Source organism: Undibacterium pigrum, from assembly GCF_003201815.1.
Taxonomy (GTDB): Bacteria; Pseudomonadota; Gammaproteobacteria; order Burkholderiales; family Burkholderiaceae_D; genus Undibacterium; species Undibacterium pigrum.
Genome location: NZ_QJKB01000002.1, coordinates 741132 through 763322 on the forward strand (window position 1 = coordinate 741132; position 22191 = coordinate 763322).

The 22191-nt window shown below is 51.1% G+C and carries 20 protein-coding genes; 9 read left to right on the top strand and 11 right to left on the bottom strand.

What is annotated here, in order from left to right; translation table 11 throughout:
* Positions 1 to 90: 90 nt before the first annotated feature.
* Complete coding sequence (locus DFR42_RS10290; RefSeq protein WP_110254856.1) at positions 91 to 561, bottom strand: Lrp/AsnC family transcriptional regulator; 471 nt, start codon at positions 559 to 561, stop codon at positions 91 to 93.
* Positions 562 to 716: 155 nt separating this feature from the next.
* Here DFR42_RS10290 and glmS point away from each other — a divergent pair, with 155 nt between their 5' ends.
* Positions 717 to 2534 carry a glutamine--fructose-6-phosphate transaminase (isomerizing) gene (gene glmS, locus DFR42_RS10295; RefSeq protein WP_110254857.1) on the top strand — a complete coding sequence of 606 codons (1818 nt, stop codon included), beginning with the start codon at positions 717 to 719 and terminating at the stop codon, positions 2532 to 2534.
* 60 nt (positions 2535 to 2594) lie between these two features.
* On the top strand, positions 2595 to 2936 hold the full coding sequence (locus DFR42_RS10300; RefSeq protein ID WP_110255015.1) for a YciI family protein: 342 nt from the start codon (positions 2595 to 2597) through the stop codon (positions 2934 to 2936).
* 189 nt (positions 2937 to 3125) lie between these two features.
* On the opposite strand, the gene DFR42_RS10305 is transcribed toward DFR42_RS10300, so the two are convergent.
* Together DFR42_RS10305 and DFR42_RS10310 are read right to left on the bottom strand one after the other, a co-directional pair.
* Positions 3126 to 3998, bottom strand: a complete 873-nt coding sequence (locus DFR42_RS10305) for a hypothetical protein (protein ID WP_110254858.1) — start codon at positions 3996 to 3998, stop codon at positions 3126 to 3128.
* A complete protein-coding gene (locus tag DFR42_RS10310) occupies positions 3995 to 5728 on the bottom strand; it encodes a caspase family protein (RefSeq protein ID WP_110254859.1) in 1734 nt (577 codons plus the stop codon). The genes DFR42_RS10305 and DFR42_RS10310 overlap by 4 nt, the downstream gene beginning before the upstream one ends.
* A 618-nt stretch (positions 5729 to 6346) precedes the next feature.
* Here DFR42_RS10310 and DFR42_RS10315 point away from each other — a divergent pair.
* Positions 6347 to 8548: an OsmC domain/YcaO domain-containing protein gene (locus DFR42_RS10315; protein WP_110254860.1), complete on the top strand. Its 2202-nt coding sequence runs from the start codon at positions 6347 to 6349 to the stop codon at positions 8546 to 8548.
* A gap of 85 nt (positions 8549 to 8633) precedes the next feature.
* Here the strand turns inward: DFR42_RS10315 and map are convergent, their stop codons facing one another.
* The 5 genes from map to DFR42_RS10340 all read right to left on the bottom strand — a co-directional run bounded on the left by map (position 8634) and on the right by DFR42_RS10340 (position 12188).
* Positions 8634 to 9401: a type I methionyl aminopeptidase gene (gene map, locus DFR42_RS10320; protein ID WP_110254861.1), complete on the bottom strand. Its 768-nt coding sequence runs from the start codon at positions 9399 to 9401 to the stop codon at positions 8634 to 8636.
* Positions 9398 to 9610 (bottom strand): ParD-like family protein, encoded by a 213-nt coding sequence (locus DFR42_RS10325; RefSeq protein ID WP_110254862.1) that lies wholly within the window; start codon positions 9608 to 9610, stop codon positions 9398 to 9400. The genes map and DFR42_RS10325 overlap by 4 nt, the downstream gene beginning before the upstream one ends.
* A gap of 629 nt (positions 9611 to 10239) precedes the next feature.
* Entirely contained in the window at positions 10240 to 10365 is a 126-nt protein-coding gene (locus DFR42_RS29870; protein WP_281275146.1) for a hypothetical protein, read from the bottom strand.
* A 180-nt stretch (positions 10366 to 10545) separates the two neighbouring features.
* Positions 10546 to 11328 (bottom strand): cephalosporin hydroxylase family protein, encoded by a 783-nt coding sequence (locus DFR42_RS10335; protein ID WP_110254864.1) that lies wholly within the window; start codon positions 11326 to 11328, stop codon positions 10546 to 10548.
* Positions 11325 to 12188 carry an NAD-dependent epimerase/dehydratase family protein gene (locus DFR42_RS10340; protein ID WP_110254865.1) on the bottom strand — a complete coding sequence of 288 codons (864 nt, stop codon included), beginning with the start codon at positions 12186 to 12188 and terminating at the stop codon, positions 11325 to 11327. Before DFR42_RS10340 ends, DFR42_RS10335 begins: the two co-directional genes overlap by 4 nt.
* A gap of 241 nt (positions 12189 to 12429) precedes the next feature.
* Here DFR42_RS10340 and DFR42_RS10345 point away from each other — a divergent pair, with 241 nt between their 5' ends.
* Positions 12430 to 13062 carry an ABC transporter ATP-binding protein gene (locus DFR42_RS10345; protein WP_110255016.1) on the top strand — a complete coding sequence of 211 codons (633 nt, stop codon included), beginning with the start codon at positions 12430 to 12432 and terminating at the stop codon, positions 13060 to 13062.
* A gap of 65 nt (positions 13063 to 13127) precedes the next feature.
* Here the strand turns inward: DFR42_RS10345 and DFR42_RS10350 are convergent, their stop codons facing one another.
* Both DFR42_RS10350 and DFR42_RS10355 read right to left on the bottom strand, forming a co-directional pair.
* The gene (locus tag DFR42_RS10350; RefSeq protein WP_110254866.1) at positions 13128 to 13853 is read right to left on the bottom strand and encodes a substrate-binding periplasmic protein; all 726 of its coding nucleotides are present in this window, start codon (positions 13851 to 13853) and stop codon (positions 13128 to 13130) included.
* 140 nt (positions 13854 to 13993) lie between these two features.
* Positions 13994 to 14917: a LysR family transcriptional regulator gene (locus DFR42_RS10355; protein ID WP_211324234.1), complete on the bottom strand. Its 924-nt coding sequence runs from the start codon at positions 14915 to 14917 to the stop codon at positions 13994 to 13996.
* Between the two features lie 118 nt (positions 14918 to 15035).
* On the opposite strand from DFR42_RS10355, the gene DFR42_RS10360 reads away from it, so the two are divergent.
* The 3 genes from DFR42_RS10360 to DFR42_RS10370 all read left to right on the top strand — a co-directional run bounded on the left by DFR42_RS10360 (position 15036) and on the right by DFR42_RS10370 (position 17886).
* Positions 15036 to 15584: an ester cyclase gene (locus DFR42_RS10360; RefSeq protein ID WP_110254867.1), complete on the top strand. Its 549-nt coding sequence runs from the start codon at positions 15036 to 15038 to the stop codon at positions 15582 to 15584.
* A 45-nt stretch (positions 15585 to 15629) separates the two neighbouring features.
* The gene (locus tag DFR42_RS10365; RefSeq protein ID WP_110254868.1) at positions 15630 to 16496 is read left to right on the top strand and encodes a polysaccharide deacetylase family protein; all 867 of its coding nucleotides are present in this window, start codon (positions 15630 to 15632) and stop codon (positions 16494 to 16496) included.
* Positions 16497 to 16614: 118 nt separating this feature from the next.
* Positions 16615 to 17886 (top strand): O-acetylhomoserine aminocarboxypropyltransferase/cysteine synthase family protein, encoded by a 1272-nt coding sequence (locus DFR42_RS10370; protein WP_110254869.1) that lies wholly within the window; start codon positions 16615 to 16617, stop codon positions 17884 to 17886.
* Here DFR42_RS10370 and DFR42_RS10375 read toward each other — a convergent pair.
* Positions 17883 to 20210: an ATP-binding protein gene (locus DFR42_RS10375; RefSeq protein WP_110254870.1), complete on the bottom strand. Its 2328-nt coding sequence runs from the start codon at positions 20208 to 20210 to the stop codon at positions 17883 to 17885. The genes DFR42_RS10370 and DFR42_RS10375 overlap by 4 nt on opposite strands.
* A 410-nt stretch (positions 20211 to 20620) precedes the next feature.
* On the opposite strand from DFR42_RS10375, the gene DFR42_RS10380 reads away from it, so the two are divergent.
* Together DFR42_RS10380 and epsC are read left to right on the top strand one after the other, a co-directional pair.
* Entirely contained in the window at positions 20621 to 21097 is a 477-nt protein-coding gene (locus DFR42_RS10380; RefSeq protein ID WP_110254871.1) for a rhodanese-like domain-containing protein, read from the top strand.
* A 48-nt stretch (positions 21098 to 21145) separates the two neighbouring features.
* The gene (epsC, locus tag DFR42_RS10385) at positions 21146 to 22102 is read left to right on the top strand and encodes a serine O-acetyltransferase EpsC (RefSeq protein ID WP_110254872.1); all 957 of its coding nucleotides are present in this window, start codon (positions 21146 to 21148) and stop codon (positions 22100 to 22102) included.
* Positions 22103 to 22191: the final 89 nt, after the last annotated feature.

Below are 22191 nucleotides of genomic sequence, written 5' to 3' on the forward strand. Positions count from 1 at the left end.
GCGTTGCAGCTCCCGCATTCAACAAGACCTTGTACTAAAGTACTGTTTTCGTCGCTACGCCTTGCTGGGACGATTTTTGGTAAGCCCTGCTTACAGGGCGATAGCTGTTTCAAACTTGCTACGCAAGATAGAAAAAAAACTACGCACATTGCGCACATTCGCATGCGTCGCAAACAGCCTGTGCGCCAGTGCATGATAAGCCGCCATGTCTGCCACCTGTATCACCAGCACAAAATCCGGCCCCTGCGAGACGCGGTAACATTGCTGCACCGCCCCTTCCTGCGCCACCAGTTGCTCAAATTCCACCAGCTTCTCCGTCGCCTGATGGTCGAGTGTGATTTCAACGATGGCAGTCAAACCTGCCCCCAGCTTGCTGGCATCCAGCAGCGCCACCTGGCGGCTGATGATGCCTTCATCCGTCAGCCGCTTGACGCGACGCAGGCAGGTCGGTGCAGACGCATGCACCCGCAAGGCCAGCTCATGATTGGTCAGCGAGGCATCTTTTTGCAATTGCTGCAAAATGCGTTTATCCAGTTCATCCAGCTCATTGATAGTCAGCATATGATTGATAATTCCAAATTTTCTTATATATTGAAATAATAGTTCAAATAGAAAATCGATGTTCTATAAATTTCAATAATAGATTAATTTTGAAAGAAAATATCAAGTCATCTGCTTTAGCATGAACACATATTCATTCTTTATCAGAGGTCATTATGTGCGGTATCGTCGGCGCAGTTGCTCAACGCAATATCACCCCCGTCTTGCTCGAAGGCTTGAAGCGGCTTGAATACCGTGGCTATGACTCATGCGGCGTCGCCCTGCATGTAGATGGCCACTTGCAACGCTCTCGCAGCACCTCCCGCGTGGCCGATTTGCAGGCACAGATAGACCAGTCCGGCCTCGCTGGCTTTACCGGCATTGCCCACACCCGCTGGGCCACGCATGGGGCCCCATCTTCATCAAATGCCCACCCGCATTTCTCGCGCGAGCGCATTGCCCTGGTACACAACGGCATCATAGAAAATCATGAAGAACTGCGCGCAGAACTGACACAGGCTGGCTATGTCTTTGAAAGCCAGACCGACACCGAAGTCATCGCCCACCTCATAGACCACCTCTATAGCGGCGACCTGTTCGAAACCGTGCAAGTCGCCATCAAGCGTCTGACCGGTGCATTTGCGATTGCCGTCTTTTGCCGCGACGAACCACACCGCGTGGTTGGTGCACGCCAGGGTTCCCCATTGATCGTCGGCGTAGGCCAGGGTGAAAACTTCCTCGCATCCGACGCCATGGCACTCGCAGGCACCACCGACCAGATCATCTATCTCGAAGAAGGTGATGTCGTTGACCTGCAACTGCAAAAAGTATGGATAGTCGACAGCGAAGGCAAATCAGTCCAGCGCGAAGTAAAAACTGTACACGCTCACAGCGGCGCAGCAGAGCTAGGCCCTTACCGCCACTACATGCAAAAAGAAATCTTCGAGCAGCCACGCGCCATTGCGGACACGCTCGAAGGCGTCATCAGCATCATGCCCGAGCTGTTTGGCGACGGTGCCTACAAAGTCTTCAAGCAGATAGACTCGGTATTGATACTCGCCTGCGGCACCAGCTATTACGCTGGCCTGACGGCCAAATACTGGATAGAAGCAATCGCCAAAATCCCAGTCAATGTAGAAATCGCCAGCGAATACCGCTACCGCGAAAGCGTGCCCAACCCCAATTCACTGGTCGTCACGATATCGCAAAGTGGCGAGACCGCAGACACCCTGGCCGCACTGAAACATGCACGCAGCCTGGGCATGCTGCACACCCTCACTGTCTGCAATGTCGCCACCAGCGCCATGGTGCGTGAATGCGCTTTGTCATACATCACCCATGCCGGGGTAGAAGTCGGCGTCGCATCCACCAAGGCTTTCACCACGCAACTGGCAGCACTCTTCCTGCTGGCACTATCCCTTGCACAAAGCAAAGGCCGCCTCAGCGAGACTGACGAAGCAGAACACATACGCGCCCTGCGCCACCTGCCCGTCGCCATCAGCGCCGTGCTGGCACTGGAACCGCAAATCATTTCCTGGGCAGAAGAATTCGCCCGCAAAGAAAACGCACTCTTCCTCGGTCGCGGCCTGCATTACCCTATCGCCCTCGAAGGCGCATTAAAACTCAAAGAAATTTCCTACATCCACGCCGAAGCCTACCCCGCAGGTGAACTCAAACACGGCCCCCTGGCCCTGGTCACCAAGGAAATGCCGGTAGTGACCGTCGCCCCCAACGACACCCTGATAGAAAAACTCAAGTCCAACATGCAGGAAGTCCGCGCCCGCGGTGGCGAACTCTACGTCTTCGCCGACGCCGACTCCCGCATCACCTCCAGCGAAGGCGTACACGTGATACGCCTGCCAGAACACTATGGCCAGTTGTCACCGATACTGCACGTAGTGCCACTGCAATTGCTGGCCTACCACACGGCACTGGCAAGAGGGACGGACGTTGACAAGCCACGCAACCTGGCAAAAAGTGTGACTGTTGAATAAGGCAAGGCATTGAGTTACATTGCCATGATCACCAGCCCCCCATTCTTGGAGACGCAGATCATGGCAAAGTACCTCATTTCATTCCCCAGTGCTGCAATGAAAGTCCCCGACAGTGAGATGGAGACAGTAGGGCGAGACGCCCACGCCGTGATACAGGAGACCAAGGAAGCAGGCGTCTACGTTTTCGCAGGTGGCATTGATGAAACAGCAGCGCCCGTCCTGGTGTCTGCCAATGGAGTAGTCGCTGAGGGAGGTTACCCGTGGGCACCTCCACTCAATGGTGGATTCACTGTGCTTGAGCTTCCTTCAAGAGAGGAAGCCATCGCCTGGGCCGCACGTCTCGCGAAAGCCTGTCGTTGTGAGCAGGAACTTCGGGTGTTTTGGTTTGATCCTGAGTCGTGAGAACCTGCTACGATCTGTAGCAATCGTGTGTTGAGGGGGCACAAAAAAAATGCACTGCAGAAAAACGGAATGTACTTTGGTATATGAGCATTTTGAGCGGCACATAAGCACAGATCACGCACACGCAGTAAAATCGTAAGAAGGTTCTGAAAAGAGTTAGACTGCATGTTCGAGCAGTAAGATGGTCTGCTATAGAGCTTTTTTCAGCGCATCGATAACTCCCTTGTGAGGAAGATAGCCAATAACTCCATGGGAGTTGAAGGTATCGTTATCAACGGTGCCATCGTTATAAATGTTGCTTGCGAAATTTTCTTCGTTCAACGGCTTGCCAAGCGTGACGAAATCAGAAGGGTCATAAAAATTCATCCACTGCTCTACAAAAGCTGGTTTGCGCCGAGGCGCGCCAAGTTTTGCCTTGAACGCTTCCAGACCAAGCGGTGATCCCAAGGTTATGAGGAGTGGAATCTGAACGCCAGTTCTCGTTTTTTCCATTTCTCGCAGCAGCTTGAAGGCAATAACGGTTCCAAGTGAGTGAGTAATCAGCACTTGTGGACTTCTTTGCAAGAGTGGTCGCACGATGTCGTCGACAGCTTTTGCTGCCCCAGGTGACGTGAGGTAGGTATGTCCCTGTCTTATGACTCGAAGAAGAATAGCGCCCTTTGCCGGAGAAATCTTCTCTACCACGCGCATTAAACCGACGAGATGCCTTGCGATGAAGTTGTCCATTGGTATGGCATTGCCCCACACAGAGTCCATTGCAGATTCAATTTCAGCGTCGCCGATTCCGTGCGCGCTGACGAACTCCGCCATCACGGCACTGAGGAATTTCAATTCATCAGCATTATCCACATCAACTGCTGTCGACTCTGCGCCCATACCGACTGCAGTCTTTGTATTCCCGTTCGTCCAGTCGGCAAGCGTTGCTCCGTAATATGCCATTTCGACCGATTCCTGGTCAAGTAAGCCCGGCTGAATGGCTTGGAGAGAGCCTACCCATTTACTGAAAAGTTCATCTTTGGTTGAAGCCTCTTGACCAATCCCGTGAATCATCAAAACGTTCATATACTTCCCTTCAGGTGAAATTTGTTAATCAAAATTCGTGCGCCTTCTTCTTTAAACGAAGAGAACTGCGAGGGTAATAGGAAGTTGGTGACGTCACGCAATTCTTCTGCCGCCATTTCTTCTTGTGGCTCTGGATCTTCCATGAATTGCCATCCCTGGCGGAGCCAAGGCCACAAGCCTGCAACCTCTCCCGAACTTTTCATTGTCTCTTTTGTAACCCAATCTGGTAACTTATCGTTTGCTGGAGACTGTGGCCTCGCAGGAACCGATGGCACGTCCGCCACAGTGCGGCTTTGTCCGATGAATTTGATTGAGAGCAAGCCCATAAATGCCACGTCGAAAGGCATGGGTTGACCGTGGTAGCAGTAAAAGTATGCCATACGGCGTATGCTATCCATATCACCCGTGTAGTCATATAAATAGCTAGCGATGGCACCGAGGGTTGGATTGACGTGCTTAAATTCTCGAATGTGCGTTGCGATATCGTCCACTTGGTCAGCAGAAAGATTGCCGGTCTGAAGATTTTTGATAGCGCGGAAAGACTCACCCCAAAGTTCCTCAAATCCCGGAAATTCAGAAACACAAGACCAACTTATATCGCCACCCTTGTCTCGACTCATTAGTGTGGTGAGGCGCTCATAGACTACGGCTGACGCAAACACTGCATCGTCAAATTCGACAAGTATCTGAACTGCACCGCCCAGTGCGCAATCTACTAAATAGGCTCCTCCATCATTATCGCTTGATGTTTTTTTGATTTGAGCTGTACTCCAAATATTTTTGGGCACAGCACCGCTAATAACGAGATTGCAGGTTAGTGGATTGTCAAAATGCCGCCATATGTTTCCGAAGGAGCGACGAGAAACTGAAAATTTGACCTCATGAAGAGATGGCTGAAGGTCTTCGGGGGGCTTATCTTGTACTTGATTGCGGGCAGAAGGAGCGGGCCATTTGAGGGAGGGCTGGCCATTTGAATTACTACCACGCTTGAAATAAACCACATGATCCCTAGGGTTACCAGTAGCGCATTCGGGAGAACATTTCAGATCGTATGTTTCACCAATCTCCTTTAATCGCTTCTTTGAGAAAAACTCAAGCGACTCTGGAATCACCCAATCCGTTTGATACGTGTCAAATGCCTCTTCCTTGAGACCGCAAAGCCCTTCGAGCAAGACAGTCGAAAAAATGCAGCGAGAAGGGGCGGTGTCATCTCCTTGCAGCATGTAGGCTTGTTGACCATCTGCAACAGCATTGAAACGATCAATGACGGGAGGCACTGCATCATACGGACCTCTCGGGAGTACTGGATCACCGAAAATATCTGCAGCTTCAATATCGGAGGGAAGCGAGCGACAAGCATCGCTGAAAATCGACAAGTTCTTTATCCCATGTCTGTAGAGCTGCCTTTTCAACCCTTCCACTGATATAGCACGCATTTCCTCGAACCAGTCGCTAGGGAGCCAGACGTTTTGTTCTGCTCCAGATCGAAATCCATGTCCGGCGAAGTGCAAAATAAAAAAATCCACCTCGTCATTGGGTGGAAGCATTTCAAGCAACGTCTCACGGATTCGCACAATCGTGACGGGTGTTTTGTTTTCGTCTGTTATAACTTGTGTCTTGAATCCGGATTTCCGAGCCCAATCCCCCATTTCGTGAGCTACTGTAATCGCCCCCGGCAAAGAAGAAAGCTGTTGTGTTTTCGAAACCCCGATAGTCAGGCACAGCTTCATAATTTCTCCTCCGTCACCAAAATTACAGCGTACGTTTGGTAGTATGCTTTTTCTTGTATATGTTCAGCGCTATTACGCCAAACCCACGGCTTACATGTAACCCAGATCTTTGTACTCAAAGACGTTAAATAATGCACTGGCAGGACAACTATTAGTATCATCCAGACTCCAAGGATCAGGAATTTAAGGATGGGAGATGTATGAAATAAATTCGGTTCGACTACTTCGACTTTTGGGCCTGTTTGCGGTTGGCAGACATGTGATACGAAAGACAGTTTTGGGGCGGTATTTTTGCTCTCTTTTAAGTAACTGAACACAGCGTTTAGGTTGAACTATACAGTCGAGCAAATTTTTCGTTGACCGACGGAGTCATCGCAGCCACTTAGTCGCGAAGTTAAAAAGCCCGCTCATGTAACTCCAGGCAATTTTTAAATGTATTGTATATTGATTATTATAATTTGTGTAAGTATGTTGACTTATTAAACTTGGATCGCGACTTTGGAAATCAGCTAGCGAAGTGCGTGAATTAACAAGCGGCTCAACAAGCCTCCCTCCCCACCCCAGAAAAGACGGATAATACCGCCTACACGTTTTCGTACATTATTTTGGAACTCCCCCATGGAAATTAAGGTTAACTTTCTCGATAAGCTTCGTCTTGAAGCCAAGTTCGATGATTTTACGGTGGTGGCTGATCAGCCTATCCGTTATAAGGGGGATGGTTCTGCGCCTGGTCCTTTTGATTACTTTTTGGCTTCGTCGGCCTTGTGTGCAGCTTATTTTGTGAAGCTGTATTGCAATACGCGCAATATCCCTACTGAAAATATACGGCTGTCGCAAAATAATATTGTTGATCCTGAAAACCGTTACGCACAGATTTTCAAGATACAGGTGGAGTTGCCTGCGGATATTTCTGCCAAAGACCGTGAAGGTATCTTGCGTTCCATCGACCGTTGCACGGTTAAAAAAGTGGTGCAGGCGGGACCGGAGTTTGTGATTGAAGAGGTCGAGAACCTTGATGCGGATGCACAGGCTTTGCTGACCTTGAACCCTAATGCCGATGCGGCTACCTATATCCTGGGCAAGGATTTGCCGCTGGAGCAGACCATTGCGAATATGTCTGGCTTGCTGGCGGGGCTGGGGATCAAGATAGAGATTGCTTCATGGCGCAATATTATTCCCAATGTGTGGTCGCTGCATATACGCGATGCGCATTCGCCCATGTGTTTTACCAATGGCAAGGGCGCGACCAAAGAGAGCGCGCTGGCATCAGCCCTGGGTGAGTATATCGAGCGCCTGAGTTGCAACCATTTTTATGCGGGTTCGTTCTGGGGGGAAGACATCGCCAATGCGGCCTTTGTGCATTATCCGGAAGAGCGCTGGTTCAAGCCTGGCAAGAGGGATGCGCTGCCTAAAGAGATACTGGATGAGTATAGCCGGGAGATTTATGACCCTGAAGGTGAGCTGCGTGGCTCGCATCTGATCGATACCAATTCCGGCAATGCAGAGCGCGGCATCTGTTCGCTGCCATATGTGCGCCAGTCAGATGGCGAGGTCGTGTACTTCCCATCCAACCTCATTGAAAACCTGTTCGCCAGCAATGGCATGAGTGCCGGAAATACCCTGGCCGAAGCGCAGGTGCAATGTCTGTCTGAAATTTTTGAACGTGCTGTCAAGCGTGAAATTCTCGAAGGTGAAATCGCCTTGCCGGATGTACCGCAAGAAGTGCTGGCGAAATATCCTGGCATCTTGGCTGGCATACAGGGGCTGGAAGAGCAGGGCTTCCCTGTGCTGGTGAAGGATGCCTCGCTGGGTGGGCTATACCCTGTCATGTGCGTGACCCTGATGAACCCGCGCACAGGTGGTGTGTTTGCCTCTTTCGGCGCGCACCCCAGTCTGGAAGTGGCACTGGAACGCAGCCTGACAGAATTGCTGCAAGGCCGCAGTTTTGAAGGCCTCAATGATTTGCCACAGCCTACCTTTGTCAGCAATGCAGTGACTGAACCAAATAATTTTGTTGAGCACTTCATCGATTCCAGCGGCGTGGTGTCGTGGCGCTTCTTTAGTGCCAAGGCTGATTACGAATTTGTTGAGTGGGATTTTTCTGCTGAAGGCGAAAGTGCCAACGCGGATGAAGCCGCGACCTTGTTCGGCATACTCAAAGAGATGGGCAAAGAAGCCTACATGGCCGTGTATGATCACCTGGGCGCAACTGCCTGCCGTATACTGGTGCCAGGCTATTCTGAAGTGTATCCGGTAGAAGACCTGATCTGGGATAACACCAACAAGGCCCTCCTGTTCCGCGAAGATATCCTGAATCTGCATGCGCTGGATGATGAACAACTGGAAGACTTGCTGGAACGTCTGGAGAATAATGAGCTGGACGAGTACAGCGACATCGCTACCCTGATAGGCATAGAGTTTGACGAAAACACGATCTGGGGCCAGCTCACGGTTGTTGAATTGAAACTGCTGATCAACCTCGCCTTGCAGGACTTTGAAGAAGCCAAAGAACTGGTAGAAACCTTCCTGCAATACAACGACAACACGGTTGATCGCGGTCTGTTTTATCAGGCCCTGAACGTAGTGCTGGAAGTCACGCTGGATGATGATCTGGAGCTAGCTGACTACGTCATCAATTTCCGCCGCATGTTTGGCAATGAGCGTATGGATGCTGTACTGGGTTCAGTCGATGGCAGCGTGCGCTTCTATGGTTTGACACCAACCAGCATGAAACTGGAAGGGCTGGACAGACATGCACGCCTGATAGACAGCTACAAGAAGCTGCATGCGGCACGCAGCAAGGCTGCTGCATCGAACTAAGCTGCTCATGTATGACTGGTCTGCAATGATGTGTTCATTGCAGACCAGGCTGGTGCATATCCACTCGCATTTCCAACGTCGAGCTTCAGGCTAAAGCTTTTTCCCCGGCGCGCAGCGTCAAGACCTGTACGCCGGTTTTTGTGACGGCTACAGTATGCTCGAACTGGGCGGATAATTTCCCGTCTATGGTGACGACAGTCCAGCCATCATCTTCGGTCTCTACATCGTGGCGACCCTGGTTGATCATGGGTTCTATGGTGAACACCATGCCTTCCTTTAATATCAGGCCTGTGCGTGGCCGTCCCCAGTGCAGCACTTCGGGCGGCTCGTGCATTTCGCGGCCTATGCCGTGTCCGCAATATTCCCTGACGACCGAGTAACCATTTTTCCTGGCATGGCTTTCAATGGCATGGCCTATGTCACCCAGCCTGGCACCAGGCCGCACGGCTTTGATGCCTTTCCACAAGGCTTCATAGGTCACTTGCACCAGACGTTTGGCAGATGCTGTTACTTCACCGACCAGATAGGTTTTGCTGGAGTCAGCAATAAAGCCATTTTTCTCCAGGGTGATATCGAAATTGACGATATCACCGTCCTGCAAAATTTCTGTTGCAGATGGTACGCCATGGCACACCACGCTATTGCGCGATGAGTTCAATGCATAGGCATAGCCGTACTGGCCCTTGCTTGCGGGGCGGGCCTTGAGTTCATTGACGATGAAGCTGTCGACCAGGTCATTTACCTGCATGGTGGACATGCCGATCAGATTCAATTGATCAAGGTGGGTAAACACGCTCGCCAGCAGCTTACCTGATTCTGCCATCAGGGCGATTTCTTCTGGTTGCTTGGTCATGTTAACGCTCCCCTGAAAGCCAGGGGTTCCACACCTGCAGCTTTCAGTTCGTGTACCACGATCTCATTGAAAGACATGGTCGGGTTCATTTCGCACAGCATGCCTATCTTGATCCAGAAAGCAGCTTGCGCATTGATGGAGCGGCAAGCCACAGAGCTGGCTTTGCGCATCTGGTCGTGCAGATCATCGTCGATGTTGACTATGCCCATATGGCACCTTTATATATGAAACATATATGAATTGTATATTCATCTCATGTACTTGTGCAAGTGGCTTTTAAAGTGGCTTTTAAACCGGATTATCTGGAAGACAGGTTTGCGCTGGTCAAAATTGCTTGCTGCATATATAGTTTTTTTAATATCTTTGCCAAATTTCTGTCAGCTGCTGCAGCAATCAAAGAAAAGGAAAAGTACATGGGCCCGACCAAAATCATGATCATCCTCCATGCAGAAAAACCTGGCACATAGGGTGCAAACACTTTGAGCGGCGTGAATTTATTGGGTGGCAGTGATAGTCAGTCATTGGTTACCCTGGCTTGGGAAAGGGCAGGCGGGATTGCCAATTTGCTTGCTCCCACCAATGGGTAATTCCAGGGTGCAGAACTGGCCACGCCAAGTGTCATTTATGCGGCAAGTCCGGCACTGGATGCAAACAAGGAACCCAGCCAGAGGCTATACCAGACCATCTCGGCGCTGGCAGCCAAGTTGAATCTGACGCCAAATATGTCATTTGGCAAGGGGCAATACAAGCACGGCGATGGCATGGTGGCGGATGTGCTTGCGCAATCTGCGACCGTACTGATTTCATGGCAACACTAAGATATATGGCAGGGGCCAGGTCAGGATTCCATCGTCAATGAATTATTGAAGAAGACAGGCACAACTTCCTTGTCCAGGCTGCCTTCATACGACATGGTTTTTGTACTCGACAGACCAAGCGGCGCAGGTGTGTTTACAGCCTTCAACCAGGCGCCGCAGATGCCGCTGGCAGGTGAGAGCAGTGAGCCCTTTTGATTGATTGTGGAGATGATTTTCGGTCGAGGATCGCCTTCATCCCGGAAATCGTCGCCTGACCGACCAGGTCATCCATGCATGGTGACGACCTGGCTGTCCTGATCAATTCTGTATCAATGGCGAAGCTGGCATTACACGCGCTTCAAAAATCCATCTGGTGCAACGGTAATCAGAAGCTGGTTTTGTATTTCTTTGTCGATGACGAAATTCAATTGACCATTGTCCCTGGCTGGTACCGGATTAGCTTCCAGCTGTTTCAAATATTCCCACACGGCGGTTTTAGGATTATTGGATTTACCCCATGGTCTGGCGGGGCCGTGTCCTTCCGGGAAGTCTTCAATGATGGTATCAAACACGACGCAATAGCTGCCCTTGCTGACCAGTGGCGCATACAGCTTGAGTTCTTCCAGTACGTGATCATGGGTATGATTACTGTCCAGGCAAACCAGGATTTTTTTGTAGCCTGCCGCAAACTTGTGTACGGATGCAACAATGTCAGCAGCAATGCTGGAGCCTTGTATCATCTCTATCCTTTTGGACATTGGGTGTTCGATGATGGCCTGGCGATTGTGCTCACGTATATCGATGTCTATGCCCAGCACTTTGGCATCGGGATTGCCACCGCACAGTGCGATCAATTCCAGTATGCTGGCACTGAATATCAATGAACCACCGCGGGCTATACCAGTTTCTATGACGAGGTCTGGCTGTATATTCCACAGCAATTGCTGCAGGCCTATCATGTCCTGTGGATGCTGGATGATAGGGCGGCCCAGCCATTCAAAATGGTAAGAATATTTATGCTCAGCGGCCACAGTGATCCACTCATTGGTCAGCTTTTGCAATTCAGGGCTGGCACCTTGCTGGGCGATTTCAGCCTGGCATTCAGCTTTGAAATTTTCATGTTCAGTCATTTTATTTCCTTGTTATTGATACCCCAGAATGCCATAGGCTCGTAGTCAGGGTAGGGATAGTAGCCCAGGTTGAGGTGTATGGAGGCACCACGTTCTTTGATTCTTTCTTCGACCAGTCGCCTGATGGAAATAGCTTCGCCACTGCAGACATTGAAGGCACCAGCCTGCTTTGATTTTAATATGTCCAGCAGTTGTTGTGCCACAGCTTCTACCGGCAGGTAGTCGCGCAATTGTTCGCCGCCACTCATATTGAAGACGCTGTCGCCGTTGGCAATGGCAGTGTCAAGCTGTGCCAGTATGGACTTGGGGTTTTGACCTTTGCCATACATATAGAAAAGCCTTGCCCATTGCAGCCTGAAACTGAATTCTGCCTGCAAATACCCCAGGTACTGGCGCAGGTTATCCTTTGCCAGCGCATAGGGGTTGGCAGGCATGGGCGTAGCTGTCGCTGCTATGGGGCCATATTGAAAACCATATTCAAAGCAGGTGCCTGTCACCAGCACATTGCTGACACCAGCTTTGACCAGCTGTTTGATGAAGTCATAATTCTTTGGGAGATTTTCTTCCAGGTGAAACAAGGATTTATAGTTGGGCAAACCTTGCCAGGCCAGGTGTATCAGGCTTGCTCCTGGTTCAGGCTGGAAATCCAGTTTGTCCTGATGAAAATCCAGGCTGATGAACCTGAGCTTGTCATACCAGTCAAAAGCGCGGGCTTTTTGTTCATCCCTGGCGATTGCCACGACCTCGTAATTTTCCGCAAGCAGCAAGGGGATCAAGTGCTGACCAATAAAGCCAGTCGCGCCACTCACGATGAGCTGGCGGCAGCCGCTATTGTTTTCACGCACCTCGTTGAGTGTCATGTTGTGTTTTTGCGTATTTTTAAGATGAAAAGCATTTTACTTTGTCATAGCTGCTCTGTATATGCAGGAGGAAAAGGGTGGCTTTCTTTGTAGTCAATATTGCCACTATTGAAAATAAAGCAATCTTGATCGCCTCCGGATGCAAACTCCGTCCGGCAAACTGCACCTTGATTTTCTGCATGATCCGCAAGGACACTGGAAAACCTCTGTAAAATCAGTAAAATTTTTTTGGAATTCGCGCATGAAAAATCAAGGCAAGGCTCTGTTGCAAGTTCATGATCTCAGTTTTTCCTATCCCGGGCAGGTATTGTTCAGCGACTGGTCTGGCGAGATAGTCGCTGGCATCAATCTGGTGCGTGGTGGCGATGGCCGCGGCAAGACCAGTTTGCTGCAATTGCTGGCAGGCGAGGTACAGGCACAAAGCGGGCAATTGCAGATACAGGGTGTTTTCCTGCATGAGCAAGCTGCGCAGTATCGCAGTCAGGTATTCTGGGTAGACCCGCGCACAGATGCATTTGATCAGCTTGGCGTACAAGAATATTTTGCGGGTGTGCGTGGCAGTTACCCGCAATTTGATGATGGGCTGCTGGAAAATGCCATTGAAGGCCTGGGATTGACCCCACATCTGCACAAGCAGTTGTTCATGCTATCGACAGGCAGCAAGCGCAAGGTCTGGCTGGCGGCAGCTTTTGCTGCCGGTGCCAGGATAAATTTACTGGATGATCCCTTCGCCGCGCTGGACAAGGCATCGATAGAATTTATCGTGAAGACGCTGAATCAATTTGCGCAAGAACCTGAGCGGGCCTGGGTGCTGGCGATGTATGTCACACCGCAGGGTTTGCCTTTGTCTGGGCTGATAGAGTTAGGAGACTGAGTTGGGTGACTGAGTTGGGCGATAGATTCAGATAGCAGCGCCGCTGGATGGCGCTGCAATGCGCTTTATTCGCCGCGCTGCCATTCTGCCATGACGCTGGTCTGTATATTTTCTATCACTTTGTCTTTTTGCATTTTTTGCAAAACGGCGGTCAAGGCAGGCACCAGGGCCTCATGTTTTTTATTCACATAATGGAAGACCGGGAAGGTCGCCAGTGGCGGCATGAGTATGCCGATATCGGTTTGCTTTAATTCATTCAGGGCTGCCTGACCCGATATGCGATTGGCTACGACGACGTCAGAGCGACCCAGCAGCATTTTCTGGAAAGCCTGGCGCACGGTCGGTGCTGATTCCAGCTTCATGCCTAAGGTATTTTGCTCTATGATCTTGATGCCTTTGACAAAACCTATTGTGTAGGGGCGCAAACTTTCCCAGCCGGTGACGACGAAATTGGTGCCATAAGTGAAAATGACAATTTCATAAGTCATCAAGGGCACGGGCACGATAATCAGATTGGGATAATCCCTCTCCATGCCAAGTTTTCTGTACAGCTCGGCATCCATTTCGCCATTGTTGGAGCTGCGCAGCGAACGTTCACCGGGCAAGTAATGGACGTTGAAGTTGATGCCCAGCTTGCGATACGCAGTTTCCATGATTTTTTCTGCAATGCTGGTGGCAGGATCTTTTTCTATCAGGGTGGAGATTTGCAAGACCTTGTTTTGCTGGGCAAGTGCAGGCAGGCCTATCAGGCCAGACAAGCTGGCGAACTGCAATAGTGTGCGTCTTTGCATGATGCTCTCCTTGGCTCTCTTGGCTTTCTTGCCTCCACTATGGGGAGTTCCATACTCCAGCATAGACCTGCCAGGGATAAACAGCACTCATGTTTTGCCAAAAGTCACATTGTTAAACAAATTGATCAACATGCATGTTGTCAGACAGCCTGATCGAATACCCCGACCAGGAAGTCGATGAACAGGCGCGTGCGCAAAGGCAGGTGCTTGCGTGAAGGGTACATGACATGGATGGGTGTGCTGTCGCTGCTCCAGTCTGCCAGCACCTCTATCAGGCTGCCGTTTGCCAGCGCTGGTGCCACGTCCCAGATCGAGCGTCTTACCAGACCCAGGCCAGCGATGGCCCAGTCATGGGCTTGTTCGCCATTATTTGTCAGCCAGTTGCCATTGACACGTACAGTCTGCGCCTCCCCGGTTTTATTTGAATGCAAATGCCAGTCTGCATGCATGGCACTGCTTGGCTGCATAAGTATGCAGCTATGCTGGCTCAAATCAGCAGGCGTGTGCGGCTGGCCTTGCAGGGCGAGATAGGCCGGGGATGCACAGATGACACGGCGGTTATCTGCCAGCTTGCGTGCCACCAGGCGTGAGTCACTATTCGCCCCTATGCGCACGACACAATCAAAGCCGGATGCGATGACATCCACTACATCATCATTGAGCGAGAGTTGTACCTGCAAGGCAGTATGCTGGCTGGCGAATTTTGCCAGTGCCGGGCCTATGTAATGCCGGCCTAGCGCGACCGGGGAGGAAACCCGCAACAAGCCGCGTGCTTCTGCCTGGCCCTGCCCCAGTTCAGCTTCAGCATTGGCAATGTCCAGCAAGATGGCCTGGCAGCGCTCAAAATACAGTGCGCCTTCTTCGGTCAGGCTCAGGCGGCGTGAACTGCGCTGCAGCAGGCGCGTACCCAGGGCCGCTTCCAGGCGGCTCATGCGCTTGCTACCGACCGCTGGGGAAAAGCCCAGCTCGCGTCCTGCTGCTGACAGGCTGCCACTCAGCACTGCCTGCACAAACAGCTTCATATCAGCCAGTTCTATCATCTGCAATCCATGCATCTTTTCCATATTGGAATAGATACTTTAGTAAATAAGTCTATTTTCAATAAATTGGAATGGTAGCACAGTAGCGTTCAGGCGAATTTCGATCAGCGAGCCAAAATCCAAATTTAGTAAAGGACATACCATGCATACCAAACTTTTATCCAGCCTGGGCTTCATGTTGCTCAGTGCTCTGGCTGCCCACAATGCTCAAGCTGCGCAAGCCGAAGATAGCTTGCCGCAGCCTGTGAACACCATAGTCGACAAGTCGATTCCAGCAGCACAGCAGCAAAGCATGGCCCTGGCGGCACGACGCTACTATGCATTCTGGAATACCGGCGAGGCGCAGTATGCGCAAACTGCCCTGGCAGCCAACTTCATCGACAGGAACCTGCCTGCAGGCCGTCCACAAGGGCCAGAAGGTGCTTTGTTTGCTTCAAAAAACTTTCGCGCTGCGGTGCCTGATTTGAAACTGCAAGTGGAAGAGATGTTACTTGTGGGTGACCGTGTCATAGGTCGCTTGCATTTCACTGGTCATTACAGCGGCAGCTTCCATGGGCAGCAGGGAGATGGCCGCAAGGTGGATTTTATAGCGACAGACATTTATCGCATTGCCGATGGCCGCATCGCTGAAAACTGGCATCTGGAAGATAACCTGACGCTGTTGCAGCAAATGGGCGTGGTCAAAAACTGAGATCAAAATCTGAAGTCAACATTCAAGTCGAACAGGAGCAAGAAAATGTCAGAAAAAATCATCCTGCCAGCAGGCCAGTATTGGCCAGACGGCATACGCATGGTTGTCTCTGTTTCCATGCAGTTTGAAGCCGGTGCACAATCAGAGCATCAGAACGGTTCCCCTTTCCCCGCCATGGCAGACCAGAGCCTGCCAGATTTGCCAGCGCGCACCTGGTTTGAATATGGCGCGCGGGAAGGCATACCGCGTATGCTGGATTTGTGGGACAAGTTCAAAGTGCCAGTCACCTCGCACATGGTAGGTCAGGCAGTATTGCACAGGCCAGCACTGGCGCGCGAGATTGTCGAACGCGGTCATGAAGCGGCTGCCCACGGCCATAGCTGGACACCGCACTGGAGCATGACTGAGGCAGAAGAACGCGCCTCGTATGTAGCCAATAGCGATGCGATATTTGCAGCCACGGGTACACGTCCTACCGGTTTCAATGCCTTCTGGCTGCGTGGCACAGTGAATACCCTGAGCATCTTGCAGTCACTGGGCTTTACCTATCATATCGATGACCTTAGTGCCGATGAACCCATGCTCACCACCGTCAATCAACAACCCTTTGCCATCGTCCCCTATACCTTGCGCAATAATGATATTGCCCGCTTTGGCGCAGAAGGGCCGCTGACGGCGCAAGCTTTTGGGCAAGAGTTGCGCGATGAGTTTGATCAACTGTATATGGAGGCTGGCTACAAACGGCGCATGATGTCCGTGTCCCTGCATGACCGCATAGGCGGCACGCCAGCGCGTGTCAGGATGATGGGCGAGTTTCTGCAATATGCCTTGCAGCATCCCGGTGTCGTCTTTATGCGCAAGGACCAGATTGCGGCTCTTGCACTCAGCTTGCCAGATGTACCGCAGAAATGACAACGTACATGAGTTCATCTGCGTTTTCTGGATAAGCAAATTCCAAATCCATCCTTGTGATTTTTGTAAGTCATTTGTATGATCTGAGCAGCTCAAATCACATAAAAGGATGTCTGGAATGAAGTTGGAAACTATTGCCGTACATGGTGGCTATACACCCGACCCGACCACGCGCGCAGTTGCCGTGCCTATCTACCAGACCGTTGCCTATGCCTTTGATAATACCCAGCATGGTGCAGACCTGTTTGATTTGAAAGTACAGGGTAATATCTATTCACGCATCATGAACCCCACCAATGATGTGCTGGAAAAACGCGTGGCTGAACTGGAGGGTGGTATTGCCGGTCTGGCGCTGGCATCTGGCCAGGCGGCGATTACTTATGCAATACAGACGATAGCTGAGGCCGGTGACAATATCGTCTCTGCCTCTACCCTGTACGGTGGCACCTATAATCTGTTCGCTCACACTTTGCCGCAATTCGGCATAGAAACCCGTTTCGCTGATTATCGTGATCCTGAGTCCTTTGCAAAACTGATTGATGGCAAGACCAAGGCGGTGTTTGTTGAGTCTATCGGTAACCCGCTCGGCAATATTACGGACATCGAAGCGATTGCCAAGGTCGCCCACCGTCATGGCGTGCCACTGATTGTTGATAACACCGTGCCTTCGCCGTATCTGTTGCGTCCTATAGAATTTGGTGCTGATATCGTGGTGCATTCACTGACCAAATACCTCGGCGGACATGGTAATTCCATAGGCGGCATCATTGTTGATTCTGGCAAGTTCCCATGGGCTGAACATAAAGAAAGATTCAAACGCCTCAATGAACCTGACGTGTCTTATCATGGCGTGGTGTATACCGAAGCCTTGGGTGCTGCTGCCTATATAGGCCGTGCCCGCGTCGTGCCTTTGCGTAATACCGGCGCAGCCCTGTCACCCTTCAATGCCTTCCTGATCTTGCAGGGCATAGAAACCCTGGCCCTGCGCCTGGACAGGATCACGGATAACACCATCAAGATAGCTCATTACCTGGACAAGCACGCTAAAGTAAAATGGGTGAATTATGCTGGCCTGCCTGAGCACAAAGACCATGCGCTGGCGCAAAAATACCTGGGTGGCAAACCGTCCGGCATCCTGACCTTTGGCCTCGAAGGCGGGCGTGATGCCGGTGGCCGCTTCCAGGATGCCTTGCAGTTATTCACCCGTCTGGTGAATATCGGTGATGCCAAGTCCCTGGCCTGCCATCCGGCCAGCACCACACACAGGCAATTGAATCCAGATGAACTGGCAAAAGCCGGTGTCACTGAAGACACCGTACGTTTGTCAATAGGCATAGAACATGTAGACGACCTGATTGCTGATCTGGAACAGGCGCTGGCAGCAGCTTAATTCCCCTCAATAAGACTGGCAGAATTCAAGGTATTGGCTTCTGCCAGCGGCAATTCAAAAAAGAACTGGCTGCCTACATCCACCGTCGACGTAAAACCTATACTGCCATCCATTTTTTCCATGATGGTTTTACAGATATTCAGGCCCAGGCCGGTTCCACCTTTTTTGCGGGTGTTGGAACCATCGACCTGACTGAATTTCTGGAATATCTTGCTATGGAAATTAGTCGGTATGCCACAGCCATGGTCGGTGACCATGACTTTCACTCTTTGTTTTTCCAGGTTCAACTCCACTGTGACTTCAACTTCCCCGCCCTTATGGGAAAATTTGATGGCATTCGACAGCAAGTTGGCGAGTACCTGGGCCACCCGCTGGCGGTCCACATTCACCAGTAAATCTGCATACCTTTCCTGGTAAATCATGGTGACACCATATTGGTCTGCATAGGCCTTGTTGGTGTTGATTGCATCTTGTATCAAGGGGCCAATAGGGCTGAGCTGGAAGCTGAATTCCATTTTCCCTGAGGCGATTTTTTCCAGGTCAAGAATATCATTGATAAGGTGTAACAGACGGTCACCATTGCGCATCGCAACGGTAATCAGTTCTTGTGCCTTTTCTGGAATTTGACCAGCCACGCCTGCTGCAACCAGGCGTAGCGCACCATTGATCGATGTCAAAGGTGTGCGTAATTCATGGCTGACCATGGAGACGAATTCATTCATCATCATCTCTACGCGCTTGCGATCAGCAATATCAAAACTCATGGCATAGAAACCATCGACTTCACCAGTATCATTGTAGGCAGGCACATACACGGACTGATAATAATAGTCGCGTTTGTTCAAATTGCCTTCACCCTCAAAACTCACCCTTTCACCTGACAGCACTGCGCGCACATGCGGTGCATGGGCTTTATAGAAATCATCACCGACAACTTCGCGCATGGTCCTGCCCAGCAGGTGATGGGGTTTGACGCCAAATTCTGTCGTTACGAAGGCGTTCACGAATATGTAACGTTCCTGCCTGTCCATGAAGGTGATAATGCAGGGCAGGTTATCGGCAATTGCCTGCAGGCGGCTTTGTACGCTGCGCTGCTCTTGCAAGGCGTTTTCCAGTTGGCTGGCTTTCAGCTCAATTTCGCGCGTGCGTTCAACCACCGTTGCTTCCAGGTCCTGGTTGCTGCGCTCGATTTTTTTGAGATATTGCTCTTCTTTTTCCAGCATCCCGGCTATCGTGGTGGATAGCAAATAGGCTTCGTGGAAACTTTGAACCACAGGGAAGACTGGTGGAGCCGTCTGAGCACTGCGAGTCTGGGTACGCTGTTCCATGAAAGAGCTGAGTTTGGTCAGTGAAGATGACATGCGCCGTGCCATCAGCGATGCCAGCAGCGCCAGCACGACGCACAGTATCGCCCCAGAAATCATGATTTCGCGCTGCAGATTATACAGGCCAGCCATGGCGACATCCTTGGGCTGGCGTACCAGTATGCTCCATTGCAGGGCGGGATAATTGCGCGCCTGTCCGGTCATGGTATAGGCAGTCAGGTATTTCTGGCTGCCTTCCCATACTTCTTCCGTGACGCCACTTTTTCCTGAGCGTGACAGCTTCAGACTGTTCGCCGTTATTTTGGTTTCCTCCATCTTCAGCGGCCCCAGTAAGACGGTGCCATCTTCACGCGCCACCAGAACTTCTGCCGCATATTGCTTGTCGGCTGGTGCCAGTATGTTTTGTACCAGATTACGAGTCCAGTTCCAGCTCAGGTGTACACCCAGCACACCGCGCATTGTGCCGTCTGACCTGTAGACAGGAATCGACACATCCACAAAGCGCCAGGGATCTATGCTGTAAGGCAGCAGCTTCTGTAATAACAGGGCAGGGTGGTAATCGCCCGCATACAAGGCTTTCTTGCCCTCAATAAACCACGGGCGCTTGCTGACGTCCTGGCCCTCCAGCATGCCCTTGGTAGATGCCAGTACTTTACCGTCAGGGTCGGCCAACCCTATCCAGGCGTAGTCTGGAAAATTGTGTTGAAGGTGATCAAGGATGCGGCGTGCATCTGCCGGGTCTTTGCCGTCCTTTATCTCATTAAGTTGCGATAGTAGCTGCACATCGCTGACCGATTTTTGCATGACCTGATCCAGCGCATCGCGCATTTGCCATGCAACTTGCTGCAGTCTTTGCTCTGCTTCTTTTTGCGCATAATTCTTGGCAAAGTGATCGACCAGCAACAGGGCAGATAAAACCGTACACAGAACGACGGCACTGACGCCCAGCGTCAGCAGGGTCGTAAGTCTGGGGTAAGGAGTAGATTTAGCTGTAGCCATAGTAGCGATAAAGTTGGAGTGCTTTAAGCTTGCTAGAACTCATTTCATCAATAGGGGGAGTGCGCCCAAATCGTCAGTTCCTGAAGGCTTTGTATCATAACGTGGGCTGGACTGCAGCTGTTGACAATTCGACTCGTTATCAATAGCACCGCTATTGATTGCCTCGTCCGCCTTGGCAGCCCACGTTATGATACAAACGCATCTCATCCCTATTGATGAAATGAATTCTAATCATACGCCTAACAAGCAGCAATACGATATTTTGCGCACTGCAACAAATTCTATATTGTGGTGATAATCACAGCATATTTGAAATTTGGATAATTAACTTCATTTTTATTCGTTTTCTGTCTTAGGTAATTTCTGTACATTCAATCTCTGTGATGAAAACATAAATACAGAGAACGTGTATGACAGCTTCCCCCACTATCGAGACTACCATTGAATCACCTGTACTGGCTGCGGCTCGCCAGCGCGCCAAAGATGCTGGCCTGCCCTTTGCCGGTAGCATTTCTCCGACAGATGCCTGGGATTTGCAACAGCAAGGCCTGGCAGTGATTGTTGATGTGCGCAGTAATGAAGAACGCAAATTCGTCGGCCATTTACCAGACAGTGTACATGTAGCCTGGGCAACAGGCACGGCACTGACGCGCAACCCGCGCTTTGTCAAAGAACTGGAAGGCAAACTCAAGGATAAGCAGACTGTGGTCTTGCTGCTTTGTCGTAGCGGAAAACGCTCGGCACTGGCAGCCGAAGCCGCCAGCAAGGCGGGTTTGCCAAATGTCTTCAATATAGAACAGGGCTTTGAAGGTGACCTGGATGAAGCGCAGCAGCGTGGGTATAGTGGCGGCTGGCGTTTTCACAAGCTGCCCTGGGTGCAGGACTAAAGTAATAGAAGTAATTGAGGACTTAAGTACTTGAAAAGGCGGAGCATCATGGGACAAGCATTGCAACAGACTAAAGAGATACGCGCCTCGCTGTTCGGCATAGAGCAGGTTGTCAGCGAACTGGCAGTAGTGCGTCATGCCTGGCGGCGTCGCCAGCAAAGATCTGCGGAACCTGGCGGGCGTGAATTGCCATCGCGCGATGCACTGGCAAAAATCCTCAATGACTTACGTGGTGCCTTGTTCCCCATGCGCTTGGGGCCGCCTGAATTGCGGCAAGAGAGTGAAGATTTTTATGTAGGCCATACGCTCGATACTGTCCTGCATTCTCTGCTGAGTCAGGTCAGGCTGGAACTCAGCTATGCCTCGCGTTATCACGAAGAAGAAGGTCTGCATATCGATGACCGGGCTCTGACTATAGTACGTGAATTTTCCCGGGCTTTGCCTGGCATACGCTCATTGCTGGACAGTGATGTTATCTCAGCCTATCAGGGTGACCCGGCAGCGCGCACGGTAGATGAAGTCTTGCTGTGCTACCCCGGCATACTGGCGATGATACATCACCGTATTGCCCATCAACTGTATCAACTCGGTGTCCCGCTGCTGGCACGCATCGTCGCCGAGATTGCCCATGGCCAGACCGGTATCGACATCCACCCCGGTGCCAGCATAGGTGCAGGCTTTTTTATTGATCATGGTACTGGCGTGGTGATAGGTGAGACTGCCGTCATCGGCCAGCGTGTGCGTATTTATCAGGCCGTTACGCTGGGGGCAAAACGCTTCCCCAGCGATGATGACGGCAAGCTGCAAAAAGGTTTGCCACGTCATCCCATCGTTGAAGATGATGTGGTGGTCTATGCCGGTGCTACGGTATTGGGCCGCGTCACCATAGGCCGTGGTGCCATCGTTGGCGGCAATGTCTGGGTTACCAGCGATGTGGCGGCCGGCAGCCATGTCAGCCAGGCCAGCTTGCGGCACGAACAGCAAAATCCCGTTTCTTTGGTTTGAATAAGTGAGCTTCAAATAAACAGCCGTGAACTACATCACACGGCTGCTTATCCCCGCACGCCTGTTCATGTTTATTTTTCGATACACTG

Coding starts and splice junctions, on each gene's coding strand:
- DFR42_RS10335 (WP_110254864.1), bottom strand. CDS start 11,328: ATGACTGAACATGAAAATTTCAAAGCTGAATGCCAGGCTGAAATCGCC.
- DFR42_RS10355 (WP_211324234.1), bottom strand. CDS start 14,917: ATGGAAAAGATGCATGGATTGCAGATGATAGAACTGGCTGATATGAAG.
- DFR42_RS10305 (WP_110254858.1), bottom strand. CDS start 3,998: ATGAACGTTTTGATGATTCACGGGATTGGTCAAGAGGCTTCAACCAAA.
- DFR42_RS10315 (WP_110254860.1), top strand. CDS start 6,347: ATGGAAATTAAGGTTAACTTTCTCGATAAGCTTCGTCTTGAAGCCAAG.
- DFR42_RS10365 (WP_110254868.1), top strand. CDS start 15,630: ATGTCAGAAAAAATCATCCTGCCAGCAGGCCAGTATTGGCCAGACGGC.
- DFR42_RS10340 (WP_110254865.1), bottom strand. CDS start 12,188: ATGACACTCAACGAGGTGCGTGAAAACAATAGCGGCTGCCGCCAGCTC.
- DFR42_RS10325 (WP_110254862.1), bottom strand. CDS start 9,610: ATGGGCATAGTCAACATCGACGATGATCTGCACGACCAGATGCGCAAA.
- DFR42_RS10350 (WP_110254866.1), bottom strand. CDS start 13,853: ATGCAAAGACGCACACTATTGCAGTTCGCCAGCTTGTCTGGCCTGATA.
- DFR42_RS10375 (WP_110254870.1), bottom strand. CDS start 20,210: ATGGCTACAGCTAAATCTACTCCTTACCCCAGACTTACGACCCTGCTG.
- DFR42_RS10345 (WP_110255016.1), top strand. CDS start 12,430: ATGAAAAATCAAGGCAAGGCTCTGTTGCAAGTTCATGATCTCAGTTTT.
- DFR42_RS10360 (WP_110254867.1), top strand. CDS start 15,036: ATGCATACCAAACTTTTATCCAGCCTGGGCTTCATGTTGCTCAGTGCT.
- DFR42_RS10380 (WP_110254871.1), top strand. CDS start 20,621: ATGACAGCTTCCCCCACTATCGAGACTACCATTGAATCACCTGTACTG.
- map (WP_110254861.1), bottom strand. CDS start 9,401: ATGACCAAGCAACCAGAAGAAATCGCCCTGATGGCAGAATCAGGTAAG.
- DFR42_RS10310 (WP_110254859.1), bottom strand. CDS start 5,728: ATGAAGCTGTGCCTGACTATCGGGGTTTCGAAAACACAACAGCTTTCT.
- epsC (WP_110254872.1), top strand. CDS start 21,146: ATGGGACAAGCATTGCAACAGACTAAAGAGATACGCGCCTCGCTGTTC.
- DFR42_RS10300 (WP_110255015.1), top strand. CDS start 2,595: ATGGCAAAGTACCTCATTTCATTCCCCAGTGCTGCAATGAAAGTCCCC.
- DFR42_RS10290 (WP_110254856.1), bottom strand. CDS start 561: ATGCTGACTATCAATGAGCTGGATGAACTGGATAAACGCATTTTGCAG.
- DFR42_RS10370 (WP_110254869.1), top strand. CDS start 16,615: ATGAAGTTGGAAACTATTGCCGTACATGGTGGCTATACACCCGACCCG.
- glmS (WP_110254857.1), top strand. CDS start 717: ATGTGCGGTATCGTCGGCGCAGTTGCTCAACGCAATATCACCCCCGTC.